Origin of the sequence: Desulfocucumis palustris (assembly GCF_002933875.1) — a bacterium.
In the GTDB taxonomy this organism is placed as follows: domain Bacteria; phylum Bacillota; class Desulfotomaculia; order Desulfotomaculales; family Desulfocucumaceae; genus Desulfocucumis; species Desulfocucumis palustris.
Window position 1 is genome coordinate 25,841 of record NZ_BFAV01000045.1, and the last position, 16,970, is coordinate 42,810.

Consider the following 16,970-nt stretch of genomic DNA (forward strand, 5'->3'; position numbering starts at 1 on the left):
CTTTTTTCCACCAACATTTAGGAGGTTAAGCAATGAAAAAACTGCTGTCATTATCATTGTTTATTGTATTGTTGACTATTGCCTTCTGTATCCCGGCAATGGCGGGAACTCCCAAAGTTGTTTTGGATGGCAATGCAATTAATTTTGATGTCCCGCCCACAATTGAAGAGGGCAGGACACTGGTTCCCCTCAGGGCCATATTCGAGGCACTGGGGGCAAATGTTGGCTGGGATGGAGCAACGCAGACAGTTACCGCGACAAAGGGCCAGGTGGCTATCACACTGGTCATTGGCGGAAAGGCATACAAAAATAATACGGAAGTCATTCTGGACGTTCCCGCAAAAGTTGTAAACGGTCGTACACTGGTGCCTCTTCGCTTTGTGAGTGAAGCCCTTGGCGCCGGGGTTGACTGGGATGGCAATACTGAAACCGTGGCCATCACATCAGCGACTCCGGCGCCGGTAATAAATGACCAGGCGTCAAATGGGCCAATAACGGCTATAGCCCCGGCCCTGGTTAATGCAATGACAAGTACCGATGGGAAAAAGCTGCTGCTCACATTTAACAAGAGCATGGCTAATCCGGCCGGCAAACAAAGAGAGTTTACGGTACTGGTAAACGGCAGAAACGATCCGGTGACAGCCGCGGCGCTTGACCAGGGGGGAGCCAATAATATTATATTGACCCTGGATAACCCTGTAACTTACGGCAGCACGGTAAATCTGGCATATAGCGCGGGCTCGCTGACAGCCGCGGACGGCAGCGTCCCGGCGTCCTTCGGGGCGAGAAGTGTAAGTAATACAGTTTCCAAACCACCGCTGAAAGCACCGGCGGGATTGACCACATCGGCCGGAAATGGCCGGGTAATACTGAGCTGGAAGGCTGTAAACGGGGCTACGGGTTACAAGGTATACCGCGCGGAATCCTCTGACGGGCAGTACACCCAGGTAGCCTCGCGGGTGACCGGAACAAGCTACACTGTGAGCGGGCTTACCAATTGGAAAAACTATTACTTCGCGGTAAAGGCCAGCAATGTAAACGGTGACAGCGATTATTCCAGCCGGGAGAAAGAAACCCCGGAGGGTCCGCCGGGGGCGCCGGCGGGGTTGGAAGCGTCGGCCGGAAAGGGCCGGGTGTCGCTGGACTGGGATTCGGTGGACGGGGCGACCGGCTATAAGGTATTCCGTAATGGAACACAAATAGCCTCAGGGGTTGATAATACGAGATATACGGTGGAAGGACTTACCAACTGTGTGAAATATAACTTTGTGGTAAAGGCCAGCAATAACTATGGGGACAGCGCCAATTCAATTCAGGTGAGCGCGATTCCGGAGGGCCCCGCCGGCGCGCCAACGGGGCTGACAGCGTCGGCCGGGAACAGCAAGGTAACCCTTAAATGGAACCAGGTGACCGGGGCCACGGGCTACAGGGTATACCGCGGGGAGTCGTCCGGGGGACCCTACGACCGGATATCGTCAGTGGTGGCAGGGACAAGTTACACGGTGGACGGTCTTAACAACCGCACTACCTACTACTTTGTGGTTAAGGCCAATAATTCTTATGGTGACAGCAATAATTCGAACCAGGTGAGCGCAATCCCGGTGGGACCCACGGGCGCGCCCACGGGGGTGACGGCGTCGGCCGGGAATGGCCTGGTGACGCTGAACTGGAATTCCGTGGCCGGGGTTACGGGCTACAAGGTATACCGCACCACCTCCTCCAACGGGCCTTATACCCAGGCGGCCGCGGGGGTGAAAGGGACGACGTACACAGTGGGCGGACTTGCCAACGGGACAAAATATTATTTTGTGGTAAAGGCCAGTAACTCATATGGAGATAGTGAAAATTCCAGTCAAGTTAAAGCCACTCCCGAGGCTCCGCCCAGGCCGGATGCGCCCACGGGGCTTAAAGCCACGGCCGGAAATTGCTGTGTGACACTGAGCTGGCACCCGGTGGCCGGGGCCACGGGCTACAAGATATTTTATTCGGAATCATCGGGCGGACATTACAATCAGGTGGCTTCAGGGGTGGCTGGTACAAGTTATACCGTGGACGGGCTAACCAACGGGGAAACATACTACTTTATGGTTAAATCCAGTAATTCCAATGGAGACAGTGAGTATTCAAATAAAGTTAAAGAAGACCCTATTGGTCTGCCCACCACCAGGGCGCCCACAGGGCTTAAAGCCACGGCCGGAAACGGCCGGGTTACATTAAGCTGGAACCAGGTAACCGGGGCGACGGGCTACAAGGTATACCGCGCGGGATCATCCGGCGGGCCGTATACCCTGATAGCCTCGGGGGTGGCCGGGACAAGTTATACCGCGGACGGACTCACCAACGGGGCCATATATTACTTTGTGGCAAAGGCCACTAATGCCTATGGTGACAGTAATAATTCAAATGAGGTGAAAGCGGCTCCGGTGGGGCAGTCTCTTCCCAATGTGCCCACAGGTCTGACAGCGTCGGCGGGAAATGGCTGTGTGACGCTAACCTGGAACAAGGTAAACGGGGCGACGGGCTACAAAATATTCCGCGGGGAGAAATCCGGCGGGCCGTACACGCAAGCAGCCTCGGGAGAGACCGGGACAAGTTATACGGAGGTGGGACTTACCAACGGGATAACCTATTATTTTGTGGTAAAGGCCAGTAACGTTTACGGAAGCAGTGAGAATTCCAATCAGGTGAGAGCAACCCCGGCGGGTCCCCCGGGCGCGCCGGCGGGACTGATAGCGACGGCCGGAAACAGTCAGGTGACACTGAACTGGAACCCGGTGGACGGGGCGGCGGACTACGAGGTATGCCGGGCGGGAGTGTCCGGCGGGCCGTACACCCGGATAGCGGCAGGTGTGGTTGGCACCGGTTACACGGCGGGCGGTCTTGACAACGGGACAACCTACTACTTTGTGGTAAAGGCCAATAATGCTTACGGAGACAGCGGAAATTCCAATCAAGTAAGCGCAACCCCGGTGGGGCCGCCAAGGGCTCCCGGCGGGCTGAGGGCATCGGCCGGAAACGGCCAGGTGACGCTGAACTGGGACCCGGCGGACGGGGCTGCGGGCTACAAGGTATACCAATCCTCCGGCGGGCCTTACACGCAGATTGCCACGGGTGTGCCCGGCACAAGCTATACGGTGGACGGACTTGCCAACGGGACGGCCTACTACTTTGTGGTAAAGGCCAGTAACGCTAACGGGGACAGCGGTAATTCCAATCAGGCCAGCGCAATCCCGGCCGGCTCGTAGAACGCCGCCGGGCGACGGGCAGATCAATAAGGCAATATTAAAACCCCGCTTTGGCGGGGTTTATTTTTTTTCCTTTGCTTTGCCGGGATATTGGGCAACTATTAAAAAAATTCCACCGTGAAGCTGCCGCCGCTATCTTTTCCCAATAGCAGAGTCATAAATATTTCCCATTGTTTCATTTTTGAGTTCCAGTTCAAATATTCAGCCGGGCACCAGTCCGGTTTGTCTTTAAAATGGTCGTACAAAGTGATTACCACTGCGATGTTCTTTTGGGGATAGAGGGTTTTGGTAAGCACGCCGACGGCTTCAACGAATTTGATGATATCCGATGTGTCACCAGCCTTTAGAGTTTTTAGCCATAAATTATAATTAAGAGTATTCATTTCAAACAATACATATGCGGTACCCTTGTTCTCATACACAAAGCACTGGCCAAACTGAATTTTATTATTGCCGAATTCTTGAATCATGTGGTTTTTAGTCAAGTAGTCTTTGTATTTGGCATAAGAAAGATTGGCTGAGGGAAGAGGCTTATCCTTTGTTAAATCAATAACTGTGTGTTTCAATTGGGATAGGGGTGTTACCATGCCGTCCCGGAGCATGGGTGCCACTTCGTTGATGGGAATGGCGAAATTAAGTGAACCCTCGCCATATCCTGAATCAGTTATGCCAATCAGTTTTCCGTCCTTGTCAAAAAGCCCGCCGCCGCTGCTTCCGTGATCAATTGCGGCAGTGATTTGAAGCTTCCTGTTTCCGCCGATAACCCGTTTCCCGCTTACAATGCCCGTTGAAAGGGTGTTTTGTAAACCCAGGGGGCTGCCGATAGCCATAACCTCTTCTCCCAACGCCACAGTTTCCGAGTCCCTGATTTGGGCCGCGGGAAGGGGTTCCCCGGGCTGAATTTTGAGAACGGCCAGATCGATATCTTCGTTATAACCGACCACTCCCAGAATGGGGAAACTGCTGCCATTGGATAGTTCCACCTTGCCATGGGTCTGGCCTGCAACAACATGGTAGTTGGTCACTATCAATCCGGTTGTATCAACTATTACTCCGCTTCCCTGTACAGCTGATAAATCGTTTCCGCAGACAACCCGGACCACGGCTTTTTCTTGTTTGGCAACTTCAACAGTATTAAGTCTTGAGCCGGGGGCCTGTGATTGGGCCGGCTGGAGCGACGGCTGACCGGATTGGGAGAACTGAACGGGCCCGGCGGAAAGGTATGCGCTCATGCTTGTTTTGGTTGCCGCCGCCGTTGTTGCGGCAACCGCCGGGGATACGGACGACACAATAAATATCGATGCCATGGCAATAACACTACCAATACGCTTCAACTGTGATTCCCACCTCTAACCAAAATTTCCCTCCAGATAGTCGCTGGTGACTTTCTCCCGGGGGCTGTTAATTATCTCCGGGGCCGGCCCGTATTCAACCAGTCTGCCATTTAAAAAAAAGCCGATATAATCGGAAATCCGTTTGGCCTGCCCCAAATTGTGGGTGACCACCACCACGCTGTAGGAGTTTTTAAGCTCCGTCATAAGCTCTTCGATTTTTGCGGTTGACGCTGGATCCAGGCTGGAGCAAGGTTCGTCAAAGAGAATTATTTCAGGCATTACCGCCAGCACCCTGGCAATGCACAGCCGTTGCTGCTGCCCGCCGGAAAGGTTTAAGGCGGAGTCGTTTAATTTAAGGTATACCTCATTCCATAGATTGGCCTTTTTGAGGCTTTCTTCCACTATGTCCTCCAGCTCTTTTTTATTAATCCTCCGGTTGTGTTCCCGGGGGCCAAAGGCTACATTGTCAAATATCGACATGGGAAAAGGGTTGGGCTGTTGAAATACCATGCCTATTTTACGGCGCATCAAAACCACGTCCGTGTCGGGGCTGTAAATATTCTCGCCATGAAGGGTTATTTCACCCTCAATGCGAAAGTAATTCACCAGATCATTAAGCCTGTTCAGGCAGCGCAAAAAAGTGCTTTTCCCGCACCCGGAAGGGCCTATAAAGCCCGTTACGGCACGTTCGCGAATCTTCATGTTAATATCTTTCAGCACGGCTTGCGCCCCATACCAGGTTGAAACATTGCTTACGGTTATTTTGGAATGATTTTCTTTTTCCTGCACCCTTTATTTCCTCCTTTTAAGGTCGGGGTATACTTTGCCGGGAAGTAATGTCCCCAGCTTAAAAACTATAACTATAGCCTGGTTTTAAATGTTATTATAAAGTCCTCCGCCATGCCTGAACCCTTGGTATCCAGCGCGGACAGGGCGGGAACCAGCAGCACGTAGGTTTTTCCCCCTTTTAGCAATCCCACCGGGCGGATGCTTACGGTCTTCCCGGACATGGTAACGTTCACCTTCACCGAATTGCCGTCTTCGTCCGAAAGGCCTATGGAGCCGAAGTCCGGTCCCTTAACGGCTATGGTGTTGAACATCAGCTTTATGGTGGGGAGGCGGTGAACATATACCGCTCCGTCGAACGGTGTAACACTGCTGACATCCAATTCACCAGGGTAGGCGGGGTTAACGCCGTTAACGAAGAAGTCTGTCCAGGCCTCGGGTTTGCCCCAGGCCGGTATGTCCGCATATATACAGTAGGCTCCGGGTTTTGCCGTAAGGGGCACCGTTAATACGGCCCTGAAGCTCCCGCGCTCCTCGGTCACCGCTTTTACCGATGTTTCACTATTGTCCTTTTTGCCGTTTCCGTTGGTGTCAAACCATACAATCCCCGCAGTGCGGGCATTAAAATCCTTGCCGTTGACCACCACAATGGTGCCGGCCGGGGCGCTGTTCAGGCTTAGGGTCAGGGTGGCGGCGGGCATTACGGTAACCGAAACCGCCGGTTTAGACGCCGCGCCCTCCGGTATTTCAGCCCTTAGGGCATATACTCCGGCCTGGACGCCGGGTATGTAAATGCTTGTTGTAAAATCCCCTGAATTGCCTGTGCTTACCTTCTTGTCCAATTCGTCGGCATCCTTGACGGAGTTCCTGTTGGAGTCGAACCATATCCTGCCGGTGGTATTCGGCGGAAAAAGCCTGCCGTTGACGACCAAGGACTGTCCCGGCAGGCCCTTGCTGGTATTTAAGTACAAGGAAGGACCTTTAACCGTAAAATTTACCGTACACTGAACAGTATTATTTATACTTAATTTTACAGGGTAGGTTCCCTGGGGCACGTTGGGTATAACCAGGGAGGCCGTTATTCTGCCATTTACCTCGTTAACCGTTACACTAGGTTCATTAGCATCAACTAAATCGTCATTGTCCGAATCAAACCATGCGGTTCCTAAACCAAGACCCAGACCGGCAACGGATATCACCGTGCCCGGGATACCGCCAGCCGGGGTAACAATGAATTGCGAAACAACATTAAAAGTTGTCCAACTGTCATTATTGCCGTCATTAGGGAGATCAACCAATACGGGGTAAGAATCCGGCGCCACATTGGGTATGGTTAAGGTGGCCTTAAATTCACCATTTTCGTCGGGAGTTACCCACATGGCAGGTTCATCCACGTCTTTTGTATAATTCTTATTAGTGTCAAACCAGGCCCAGCCGGATTCATTGGGAGCAAAGTCAGAGCCGCTGATAATTATAGCGGTCCCCGGCGGGCCGCTGCTAAGACCTATGGCAATATTCGGCCGGCTGATATTAAACAGATTGTAAGTCTCCAGGTGCCCGCTTTCCACGGACAGTCTAACCCTGACAGGGTAGTACCCCGGAGGCGCGCCGGGGACGGTCAGTTCTCCCGTGGCTGTTAACACGCCGTTTCCGTCGGTGCCGGCAGACACATAGGGCTCAGAGGCATTTTGTATGCCGTCCATGTTGGTGTCAAACCAGGCTTCTCCGGATTTATTAGCCGGAAATCCTGTTCCGGTTATGGTAACCGGTGTTCCCGGGGGGGCGATAATTGGACTGAGGGAAAGGGTTGGAATACTGCCGGAAACTGTTTCCGGCCGCAATAATAATAGCAACAGCGCAGAAATAATAAACGCATATTGAATGCGCTTAAAAATATTGCCAGACAACAATATCATTGCCACCACTCCGCATATTTTAATTTATGAAAATAATAAAAGGGAGGGCAAAGCCGCAATGGCTTCGACCTCCCGCTGTCGGGTCCGCCGGCCGGACATTATTTTAGTTATCCTTTTCGTTATAATTCTAACATAAGTGCTTTCTTAAAGGTATTTATTGGGACAGATACCATCATAAAGCATTATAATGCAGCAGCTTTAAATAAGTTTTAAGCCAGTATTAAAAAATAAAAAATGGTGATACCAAAAATAATGTTTCGGGGGAAATGAAAAATATCGTGGATTAATCGGTGATAAGAAATAATATTAAAATGTTCACCGTTAATTTGATAAATTTATACATATTTATGAAATGGAGTTACTTTAAATGTCGATATTAGCCGGTGTTCAGGAAATCTGCCAGAAGGTTGCGGAGGCTGTGGCCAGCGTGCTGAAGGTGGAAGTGGAAATTATAGACAACGAGCTGGTAAGGGTGGCCGGCACCGGAAGCGTCCGTAACGACGTGGGCTTCCGGCTGCGCAGGGGGTTTGTCAACAAGCATGTGCTGGGCACGGGGCAGCCGGTTTCCATAAATGAGCCTGGCTATCACGACATTTGCGTCCGCTGTCCCCTCACCGGAAACTGTTTTTACCGGTCCTCCATTGTTTACCCCATTCACGCGGAAACCGCCGTTATCGGCACCATCAGCCTGATCGCCTTTGATGCGCAGCAGAAGGAAAATTTAAAGCGCAATGAAAATTCCCTGATGGAGTTTATAGGCAGAATGGCGGATCTGATCGGCAGCAAAGCTCTGGAAAGAGAGATTATTTCGGAGAAAATGCTGATGGCCGGCCGCCTGGAGGCGGTGGTCGACGCGGCCTACGAGGCCCTGGTGGCCATTGACCGCGCTGGTGTGGTTACCCATTTCAACCGTTCGGCGGAGAGGTTGTTCCGGCTGACCAAGGAAGGCGCCATAGGCAGGCATATTCAATTCGTTCTGTCCGGAATTAATCTGGAAGAAGTGCTGGAAGGGGATAAGGCTTTCAATTCCCGGGAGGTGTTTGTGAAATGCGGCAGCAAGAGGCTGCATCTTCTGGCCACCGCCAGGATTATCAAGGGCGAGGGCGGAGCTTCCCTGGGGGTGGTGGCTTCCTTCAGGGATTTCAGCGAGACGCAAAAAATTGCCTACCAGTACATCAGCTCCCAGCGGGAGATAACCTTTGACGATATTATCGGTGAAAGCAAGCTTATTATGGAGGTCAAAAACCAGGCCCGGAAGGTTGCCGCCAGCAATTCCACCGTGCTGATACTGGGTGAGACCGGCACCGGCAAGGAAATTTTCGCCCGGGCCATACATGCCGCCAGTCCCTTTGCCGACAAGCCCTTTGTGGCTTTAAACTGCGGCGCCATACCGGAGAGCCTGCTGGAGAGCGAACTTTTCGGCTACGACGAGGGAGCTTTTACAGGAGCCAGGCGGGGAGGAAAGCCGGGCAAATTTGAGCTGGCCAACGGCGGAACAATCTTTCTTGACGAAATTGGGAATATGTCTTTATACCTGCAGGCCAAATTGCTCCGGGTTTTGCAGGAAAAACAGATAGAGCGGGTGGGTGGAACCCAGTTGATATCCGTGGAGGTTCGAATAATCGCCGCCACCAACAATGACCTCATGTCCATGGTGGAAAAGGGACTTTTCAGGGAAGACCTGTATTATCGGGTAAGCGTGATTCCCATTGTGCTGCCCGCCCTGAGGGAAAGGGAAGGGGACATACCTGTTTTGCTGGACCATTACATAAAACGTTTTTCAGGGCTGCTGAACAAGGATATCAAGGGTTTAAGCGGGGAGGCGCTGCATTTCTGCCGGAACTACAATTGGCCGGGCAATATCAGGGAACTTATCAACGTGGTGGAATATTCGGTAAACCTGGAGGAGGGTGATTATATAACCCCTGACAGCCTGCCCCGCAGATTGCGGGATAAAAATATGCAAAACGGCATAAAGGTTTCCGCCGGAGCGGACATTGTTCCACTGGAAACACTGGAAAGGGAGGCGGTGTTGAACTCTCTTAAAAAATACGGCTGGACGGACGAGGGCAAACGCAGGGCCGCCGGGGCTCTGGGCATCAGCAGGGCCACCATATACAGGAAGATTGAGAAATACGGACTGGAGCCGCCCGGCGGTTTAAAGGACATTTAACCCGCCGGCTTTGGGGCCGGCAGTTATTAAATATTATTACTGAAGCAAAACCTGTCAATTTGAATCCCTTCCGGGCATAGTGTATATACAGGGAGGGATATTGTTATGAACCCGCAGGAAGAAATGAAAATGCTTGAAGAAGCCATTGAAAAGATAACTGCCAAAGCCAGGGAATTTGACCTGGATTTCTACGACATGTATTTTGAAATATGCCCGGCGGATATCATTTATACCTTCGGCGCCTACGGCATGCCTACCCGTTTCAGTCACTGGTCGTTCGGCAAATCATACCAGAAAATGAAGACCCAGTACGACTACAACCTGAGCCGCATTTACGAACTGGTAATCAACAGCAATCCCTGCTATGCCTTTTTGCTGGAAGGCAATACCCTCATTCAGAATAAACTGGTTGTCGCCCACGTTCTGGCCCACTGCGACTTCTTTAAGAATAACGCCTATTTCCAGCACACCTCCAGGAAAATGGTGGAATCTATGTCCGCGTCGGCGGACAGGTTCAGGGAGTACGAATTCAAATACGGCAAACAAAAGGTTGAGCGCTTTATTGACGCCGTCATTTCAATCCAGGAGCACATTGACCCCCATAGCCGCATCAAACAGCCGGAGGGAAACGTTAAAGAGCAAGACTGCCAATGTGGTTCCGGCGCCAAGTCCGGTTGCGAATCGGGTTGCGGCTCCGGCTGCGGATCAGGTTGCTGCGGGGCCGACGGAGGGAAAAAACAAAGCTGCGACGGAAAGCACCGGCATGACAAAAAGCAGGCAACCCCGTACGATGATTTATGGGACCTGGACGAAAAAGATAAAGTTGAAGAAGATGATGAAAAGCCGGTAAAATTTCCGGAGAGGCCCACTAAAGACCTGCTGTTGTTCATGATGGAGAACGCCAGGGAGCTAAAGGACTGGCAAAGGGATATAATATCCGTCATCAGGCAGGAAATGCTTTATTTCTGGCCCCAGATACAAACCAAAATAATGAACGAGGGCTGGGCCAGTTACTGGCATTTGCGGATAATCAGAGAGATGGATTTGACCGAAGACGAGGCTATTGAATTTTCTAAAATGAATGCAGGGGTAATCCAGTCGTCTCCCATGCGAATCAATCCATATCTGCTGGGGCTGAAAATTTTCGAGGACATAGAAAAAAGATGGGATAATCCCGGTGAGGAGGAGAGGAAAAAATATAACCGGCCGGGCGGTGAAGGCAGAAAGAAGATATTTGAGGTAAGGGAAACGGAATGCGACGTATCTTTTTTGCGAAATTACCTGACTAAGGAACTGATTGAGGACATGGACCTTTATCTGTACAAAAAGGCTGGATATGAATGGAAGGTCACCGACAAGGAGTGGGAAACCGTAAGGGACGGTATAGTGGCCAGCATGACCAACAGCGGTTTCCCGTACCTTGTGGTGGAAGACGGAGATTTCAACAAGCGCGGCGAATTGTACCTGAAACATCAGTTTGATGGCCTGGAGCTTGATGTGTATTATGCGGAAAAAACCCTGCCCCAGGTTTACAAAATATGGGGGCGAACTGTTCATATGGAAACCGTGCTGGACAATAAAAAGGTTTTGTTTTCTTATAACGGAGAAAAAAGCAGCAAAAAGTTCCTGTAAAATTCATTAGCGCTTAGCGTTGTCAAGGGTTATCAGCAATAACAAAAGGTTCGACAAAAAAACCATGTCCCGGGGGCATGGTTTTTTTGTCGTGGTGAAATTCCGGCGGGCAGGCGCCTGCAAATTGATGTGGCGGATTGGGAGAAATCGCAACTTTTCCTGATGCCGCAATTTTTTTGAAATATTATTATCAACCGTTGCCGTAATGTGGTGGTGGACTGTTCAAGTCAATATAATGGACGCATTTTGTAATGTTGAGGAAAAGGTAAAATGACATTTGTTGACGAATTTTTTATGAAACGGGAGGATTACTTTACATAATTAGTAAAAGGTAAGGAATTCAAGGCAACACGGAAGGTGTGTCCCCTTATCTTTAAAGCATACATTCCGTATGGTTTAAACGGACCAAGGGAGTGGATAAATTTGTCGGCAGTGTTGTTGGAACCGGGAAAAAGTGAGCTAATTGATAATGACACTGTTTTTGCCCTGGATATCGGCACCAGGTCGGTTATCGGGATCCTGGCGAAACAGAACGGGGATGGTCTTGAGGTACTGGCCCAGCATATAACCGAGCACGAAAGCAGGGCTGTTTACGACGGCCAGATACATCACATCGGTAAAGTCGTCGAGGCTGTGTCCAGGGTAAAATCAGCCCTGGAAAACAAGCTGGGGGTTAAACTCACCGGGGTGGCCATAGCTGCCGCCGGGCGTTCCCTCAGGACAAAAATGGTGAGAGTGGAGCAGGATATAGACTCCGGCCTGGAGATAGACCACCTGCTCTGCCGGGCGCTGGAAAACGACGGAATTAAAAAGGCCCACAGCGAGCTGAAAAACGAAATGGGGGAAGAGGCGGGAGATTTTTATTGCGTTGGCTATTCCGTGGTGAGCTACTTTCTTAACGGATATTCCATGGCTAATTTGGAAGGGCACCGGGGAAGCAAAATAGCTGTGGAAGTACTGGCCACCTTTCTGCCGGTCTCGGTGGTGAACAGCCTGTATTCCGTATTAGCCCGGGCGGGGCTGCAGCCGGTCAGCCTCACCCTGGAGCCCATAGCAGCCGCCGCGGCGGTGATTCCGGACAGCTTCAGGCTGTTGAACCTGGCGCTGATTGACACCGGAGCGGGCACTTCCGATATTGCCATTTCCCGGGATGGAGCCATTGTGGCCTACGGTATGGTGCCCCTGGCCGGGGATGAAATAACCGAGGCCGTGGCGGAATGCTGCCTGGCGGATTTCAATACCGCGGAGAAAATTAAAAGACAGCTGATGTCCGGCGGCGATATTGTTTATACAGACGTGGTCGGTATTGAAACTTCCGTATCCCGGGATAGTATCCTGGAGCAGATAGAACCGGTGCTGGAGGAGATTACCGGCAGAGTGGCCCAGGAGATAATCAGGCTGAACGGCGGCGTCTCCCCTAAATCTGTTTTTTGCGTGGGAGGCGGAGGCCAGGTTCCGGGCTTTACCGATAAAATTGCCGAAAAGCTGGGCCTGGAAAAGCAAAGGGTGAGGCTCAGGGGAAGAGACTCGGTTTCCGGGCTGCTGGTGGAAAACGATGAAATAAACGGTCCCGACGGAGTGACGGTGGCAGGTATCGCCAGGGTGGCCATGGAAAGGGTGGGGCACGACTTTATCACCATAACCGTGAACGGCAGGGAAAACCGGTTGCTATACTCCAGGGAGATAACCGTTTACGACGCCATGGGCCTTATTGAATACAGCGCCATGGACCTGGTGGGCAAAAACGGCAGTGATTTGACGGTGATTGTTAACGGGGAAAAAAGGGTTATTTACGGCGGTCTTCGCCGTCCCGCGGAAATAATGGTCAACGGCCGCCAGGCCAGTATCAAGACCGTGCTGAAAAACGGGGACAGCATTGAAATAACCAGGGCTGAGAACGGGGTTGACGCCACGGCCCGGGCCGGGGTGTTTACGGAGGGGCACGGCAGCATATCAATATATTGTGAAGACCAGGTGGAGACCCTGGAGCCGGAAATAATCATCAACGGTATGCCGGGCACCCCGGAAACGGAGTTGAAAAATGGCGACGAAATTAGCATCCAGGCCGTTGAAACGGCGGGACAACTGGCCAGGTTGAAAAACATTGATGTTTTTAGCCATGACATATATGTTAACAACTCGCCGGCCAACTCTGAATACCTGTTAAAAGACGGAGACAGACTGGAATTTAAAAAAAAAGATCTTTCTGAGGTGACAAAAGGGGACGGATTTCAGGCCTCCGGCTTAAGTGACGGGATCAGGGTGTCTGTTAACGGAAGGGATATTGTTTTAGTGGGAAAGAGCAGTTATTTATTTGTGGACATATTTAATCATATTGACATTGACCTTGCGCAAATAGGCTCCGGAAGCAGGGTTAAACTGGCGCTGAACGGCAGTCAGGCCGGGTACACCGACCCTCTAAAGGACGGGGATGTGGTGGAAATATCCTTTATATAAGGAAAAAACCGATGGAAATAAGTATATAGGTGACAAAAAGGATGAGACCTTCCAGGTAATCCGTTTCGCTGTCCCTGACAATGTTGTTGACCACCACGATGGCCAGTATTATACAGGCTATTTCCAGGGGGTTGAATAGCAGGTTCATGGGGTGGCCGAAGGCATAGCCCAGGAATACCAGCACCGGGGCCACGAAAAGGGCGATTTGCACCGAGGAGCCCACGGCTATTTCCAGGGCTATGTTCATTTTATTTTTAAGCGCCATTATAATGGCTGCGCTGTGTTCCGCGGCGTTGCCCACTATGGGTATGAGTATCAAACCCACAAACAGCTCCGAAAGTCCCAGCGCCTTGGTGGCGGGCTCAATGGTTTCCACCAGTATTTCGCTCATTACCACCACCGCCGCCACGGAGAAAAACAATACCGTGACACTCTTTTTCAATCCCCACTCAAAATTCTGCCCCTCGTGCTCCACATGAAACAGGTGTTTATGGGTTTTAAAAGAAAAAAGCATACTGGCCACGTAGATCAGCAAAAGACCCACCGCGGTCCATAGGCTCAGTGTCTGCAGCCTGTCCGGTTCGATGTGTCCTGAAATGGAAAAAATGGCCGGCACCGAGAGGGATATGATGATCATCAGCAGCAGCGAGGTATTCAGATTTGAAACGTAACAATTGAACTGCAGCCGCTCATATTTCAGGCCGCCGATAAAGGCGGAGAGACCCAGCACCAGCAGTATGTTGCCCAGAATACTCCCGGCGATGCTGGCTTTAACTATGGATATCAGACCTGCCTTTAAAGCAAATATGGTTATTATCAGTTCCGCCGCGTTGCCCAGGGTGGCGTTAAGCAAACCGCCTATTCTGGGTCCGGTGTGGATGGACAGTTCCTCGGTGGCCTTGCCTATTATAGCCGCCAGCGGCACAATGGACAGCAAGGAGGCTGCAAATATATAGGCCTCGTTGGCGTGGGTAAACTCCATCACAATAACGGCGGGTATTAACAGCAGCAGCAAATTTAAATATTTCAAAATCCATACTCCCCGGATATATTGTCGTGATTAATATTATCCCGGGCTATCTTATTTATTTGTGGGATAAATTATTAATCAGGGTAACATTATACCATATTTTCAAGGGAAAACTATCACATAGCCCTTAATATCCAGGCTATCCGTAAAGCGGCTCAAAGGCTTCCCAGCCAGCTGCAGATTTGCAGCAGTATGGCGGTAACCGCGGCAGTCATCACCGGGCCGCAGGGCACACCCTTCAAAAATACTGTTCCCAGTATGGTTCCCAGGGTCATGCCGAATATTATTTCCGGCATGAGCTTCATTAATTTTAAACCCTCGTTGTTTAAATGAGTGGCCAGGGCGCCTCCCACCAGGGCTATGATACCCGAGACGGAAGTAAAATTATATTTTAGTTCCTTTAACTGAACCTGCCCCTTGGCCATGGGCAGCAATATATATATCATCAATATCAGCAGTCCCAGTTTAAGTCCCTTGTTCTCCAGAAATGGCAGAAGAAGCTGTTCCAGGCCGGAAAATTTAATAATCAGCAGCACACAGGCGGACATGGCCACCAGATTGGAGCGTCCTATAATACCAATTATCAGTAACGCCACAAGTATATAGGAGGAAGTATCCATTGACCCACATCTCCATGCCATTATTTTGCTCCCTTTTTAATGTATGGTTAAAAATGTTAATTTATGAGGCCATTCCACGGGCGGCCGGTACCACGGACAGCAAAATTCCGGCGGAAAATCAGCCAAAGCACCGTTAATTAAGCCCCGGCATAGTATATAGAAAATTATAAAGACCTGCGGAAGGAGGTTTATCAGAAATGGGCGGAGCCAACCCCTATTCCCTGTTTCTCATACTAATACTGCTGATTCTGGGCATGGATCCGGATTGTGATAGGAAACTGGGAACAGCAAAGGATTTTGTGGAGAAGGTATCCACAACCCTGAACAACCTGAAGACCGGGGCAAAATCCCTGCACACCGACATGGAGTCCATTCACTTCCTGCTGATGAATATGCAAAAGCCTGATGCCGGTTAAACATATACTCGGGGCAGTTTTTATGCCAGGTTGAAAACGGCGATTGTATTTCGCCGTTTCGTTGTTTTGTACCAGCCAACATTTTTTTTGCCGCCGTGCAGGAAATCTTTCTTTTATTCCCGAATGTGCATAAAATGTATAGGGTAAATGTGGAAGTAGCTGCCGGGGGTGGTAGGGTGAGCGAAAGGGAATGCGCTCTTGGCTGGCAGATATTGCTTCCCGGCTCGGCCAAAAGGGTATGGCACTTGATGGAACGCTTCGGGTCGGCGGCCGGAGCCTGGCGGGCAACCGAGGAGCAGCTGGTTTCAACCGGCGGTTTTACCCGGGAGCAGGCCGGGGAGATAGTCATGCTGCGCAAGAAAATTAACCCGTTGCTGGAATTTCGCAAACTGGAGAAGCTAGATATAAGATTTATAGATATTGGTGACCCCGTATACCCGGAAATGCTGAAAAATATTTTTGACCCACCTCCGGGTATTTTCATTCAGGGAAGTTTTGAAAAGTCGGATTCGCTTTCCGTGGCCATTGTGGGTTCACGCAAGGCAACCCCCTACGGTCTGGCTGTGGCGGAGCGGCTGGCCGCGGGGATTGCCCCGGCGGGGGTTACTGTGGTATCGGGACTGGCCAGGGGCGTGGACACGGCGGCCCACAGGGGCGCCCTGGCAACCGGCGGCCGCACCATCGCGGTGCTGGGGTGCGGTATTGACGTGATATATCCCCGGGAGAATAAAGATTTAAAGAATAAAATCGCCGCCAGGGGAGCCGTGATCAGTGAATTCCCCCTGGGAGCGCAGCCGGTGCCCTGGCATTTTCCCGTGCGCAACCGGATTATCAGCGGTCTTTCCAGGTCCGTGGTGGTTGTCGAAGCCGCCGCCCGGAGCGGTGCCCTGATAACCGCGGATATAGCCCTGGAGCAGGGGCGGGATGTAATGGCGGTGCCCGGAAATGTGTCGTCTCCATTAAGCGTGGGTGCCAACCGTTTAATAAAGCAGGGGGCCAGGCTTGTGGACGGCCCGGAGGATATTTTGGAAGAACTGGGGGTTAACCGGCTTTTTGGCGGCAGCCGGGAACAAAAAAGGAGTCTCCCCAGTCTGACTGTAGAGGAGGAGGCTGTCTTGAAAATGCTAAACCTTGAGCCGGTCGCCCTGGATAAGCTGGTGGAAGGGTCCGGTCTGGCTGCCCAGCAAGTATTGGCGGCACTGGTGTTTCTGGAATTAAAAGGCCTGGCCAGACAGCTTCCGGGTAAATATTATCTTGCCGGCAGCCTGTAAATCCCGTCCGGATTAAATTTTTTAAAAAAGTATTGTTGTGTTAATAATACCTTTTAAGCCGAACAGAACAACCCGTTTTTAGGAGCAGAG

At 51.2% G+C, this 16,970-nt stretch carries 11 protein-coding genes; 6 read left to right on the forward strand and 5 right to left on the reverse strand.

The features are described 5' to 3' along the window. The first annotated feature begins 32 nt into the window (after nt 1-32). Entirely contained in the window at nt 33-3,245 is a 3,213-nt protein-coding gene (locus DCCM_RS03845; protein ID WP_104371138.1) for a fibronectin type III domain-containing protein, read from the forward strand. A 101-nt stretch (nt 3,246-3,346) separates the two neighbouring features. On the opposite strand, the gene DCCM_RS03850 is transcribed toward DCCM_RS03845, so the two are convergent. From DCCM_RS03850 to DCCM_RS03860, 3 genes are all read right to left on the reverse strand, one after another. Next, entirely contained in the window at nt 3,347-4,579 is a 1,233-nt protein-coding gene (locus DCCM_RS03850; RefSeq protein ID WP_104371139.1) for a S1C family serine protease, read from the reverse strand. 15 nt (nt 4,580-4,594) lie between these two features. After that, a complete protein-coding gene (gene pstB / locus DCCM_RS03855; protein ID WP_104371140.1) occupies nt 4,595-5,368 on the reverse strand; it encodes a phosphate ABC transporter ATP-binding protein PstB in 774 nt (257 codons plus the stop codon). A 71-nt stretch (nt 5,369-5,439) separates the two neighbouring features. Next, the gene (locus DCCM_RS03860; RefSeq protein ID WP_104371141.1) at nt 5,440-7,281 is read right to left on the reverse strand and encodes an Ig-like domain-containing domain; all 1,842 of its coding nucleotides are present in this window, start codon (nt 7,279-7,281) and stop codon (nt 5,440-5,442) included. A 367-nt stretch (nt 7,282-7,648) separates the two neighbouring features. Between DCCM_RS03860 and DCCM_RS03865 the strand changes: the two genes are divergently transcribed. The 3 genes from DCCM_RS03865 to DCCM_RS03875 all read left to right on the forward strand — a co-directional run bounded on the left by DCCM_RS03865 (nt 7,649) and on the right by DCCM_RS03875 (nt 13,543). Further along, nucleotides 7,649-9,454 carry a sigma-54-dependent Fis family transcriptional regulator gene (locus DCCM_RS03865; protein WP_104371142.1) on the forward strand — a complete coding sequence of 602 codons (1,806 nt, stop codon included), beginning with the start codon at nt 7,649-7,651 and terminating at the stop codon, nt 9,452-9,454. Nucleotides 9,455-9,559: 105 nt separating this feature from the next. Next, nucleotides 9,560-11,086: a SpoVR family protein gene (locus DCCM_RS03870; protein ID WP_104371143.1), complete on the forward strand. Its 1,527-nt coding sequence runs from the start codon at nt 9,560-9,562 to the stop codon at nt 11,084-11,086. A 432-nt stretch (nt 11,087-11,518) separates the two neighbouring features. After that, entirely contained in the window at nt 11,519-13,543 is a 2,025-nt protein-coding gene (locus tag DCCM_RS03875; protein WP_231702651.1) for a cell division protein FtsA, read from the forward strand. On the opposite strand, the gene cax is transcribed toward DCCM_RS03875, so the two are convergent. Together cax and DCCM_RS03885 are read right to left on the reverse strand one after the other, a co-directional pair. After that, on the reverse strand, nt 13,536-14,573 hold the full coding sequence (gene cax / locus DCCM_RS03880) for a calcium/proton exchanger (protein WP_104371144.1): 1,038 nt from the start codon (nt 14,571-14,573) through the stop codon (nt 13,536-13,538). The two genes, DCCM_RS03875 and cax, sit on opposite strands and share 8 nt — an antisense overlap. A gap of 155 nt (nt 14,574-14,728) precedes the next feature. Further along, the gene (locus tag DCCM_RS03885; RefSeq protein ID WP_104371145.1) at nt 14,729-15,214 is read right to left on the reverse strand and encodes a DUF441 domain-containing protein; all 486 of its coding nucleotides are present in this window, start codon (nt 15,212-15,214) and stop codon (nt 14,729-14,731) included. A gap of 176 nt (nt 15,215-15,390) precedes the next feature. Here DCCM_RS03885 and DCCM_RS03890 point away from each other — a divergent pair, with 176 nt between their 5' ends. Next, entirely contained in the window at nt 15,391-15,609 is a 219-nt protein-coding gene (locus DCCM_RS03890; protein ID WP_104371146.1) for a hypothetical protein, read from the forward strand. Nucleotides 15,610-15,785: 176 nt separating this feature from the next. After that, nucleotides 15,786-16,880, forward strand: coding sequence for a DNA-processing protein DprA (dprA, locus tag DCCM_RS03895; protein ID WP_231702641.1), 1,095 nt, complete (start codon nt 15,786-15,788; stop codon nt 16,878-16,880). Nucleotides 16,881-16,970: the final 90 nt, after the last annotated feature.

Excerpts from the sequence above, each read along its gene's own strand:
- DCCM_RS03870 (WP_104371143.1), top strand. The coding sequence starts at position 9,560 with ATGAACCCGCAGGAAGAAATGAAAATGCTTGAAGAAGCCATTGAAAAG.
- DCCM_RS03885 (WP_104371145.1), bottom strand. The coding sequence starts at position 15,214 with ATGGCATGGAGATGTGGGTCAATGGATACTTCCTCCTATATACTTGTG.
- DCCM_RS03865 (WP_104371142.1), top strand. The coding sequence starts at position 7,649 with ATGTCGATATTAGCCGGTGTTCAGGAAATCTGCCAGAAGGTTGCGGAG.
- DCCM_RS03845 (WP_104371138.1), top strand. The coding sequence starts at position 33 with ATGAAAAAACTGCTGTCATTATCATTGTTTATTGTATTGTTGACTATT.
- DCCM_RS03890 (WP_104371146.1), top strand. The coding sequence starts at position 15,391 with ATGGGCGGAGCCAACCCCTATTCCCTGTTTCTCATACTAATACTGCTG.
- DCCM_RS03860 (WP_104371141.1), bottom strand. The coding sequence starts at position 7,281 with ATGATATTGTTGTCTGGCAATATTTTTAAGCGCATTCAATATGCGTTT.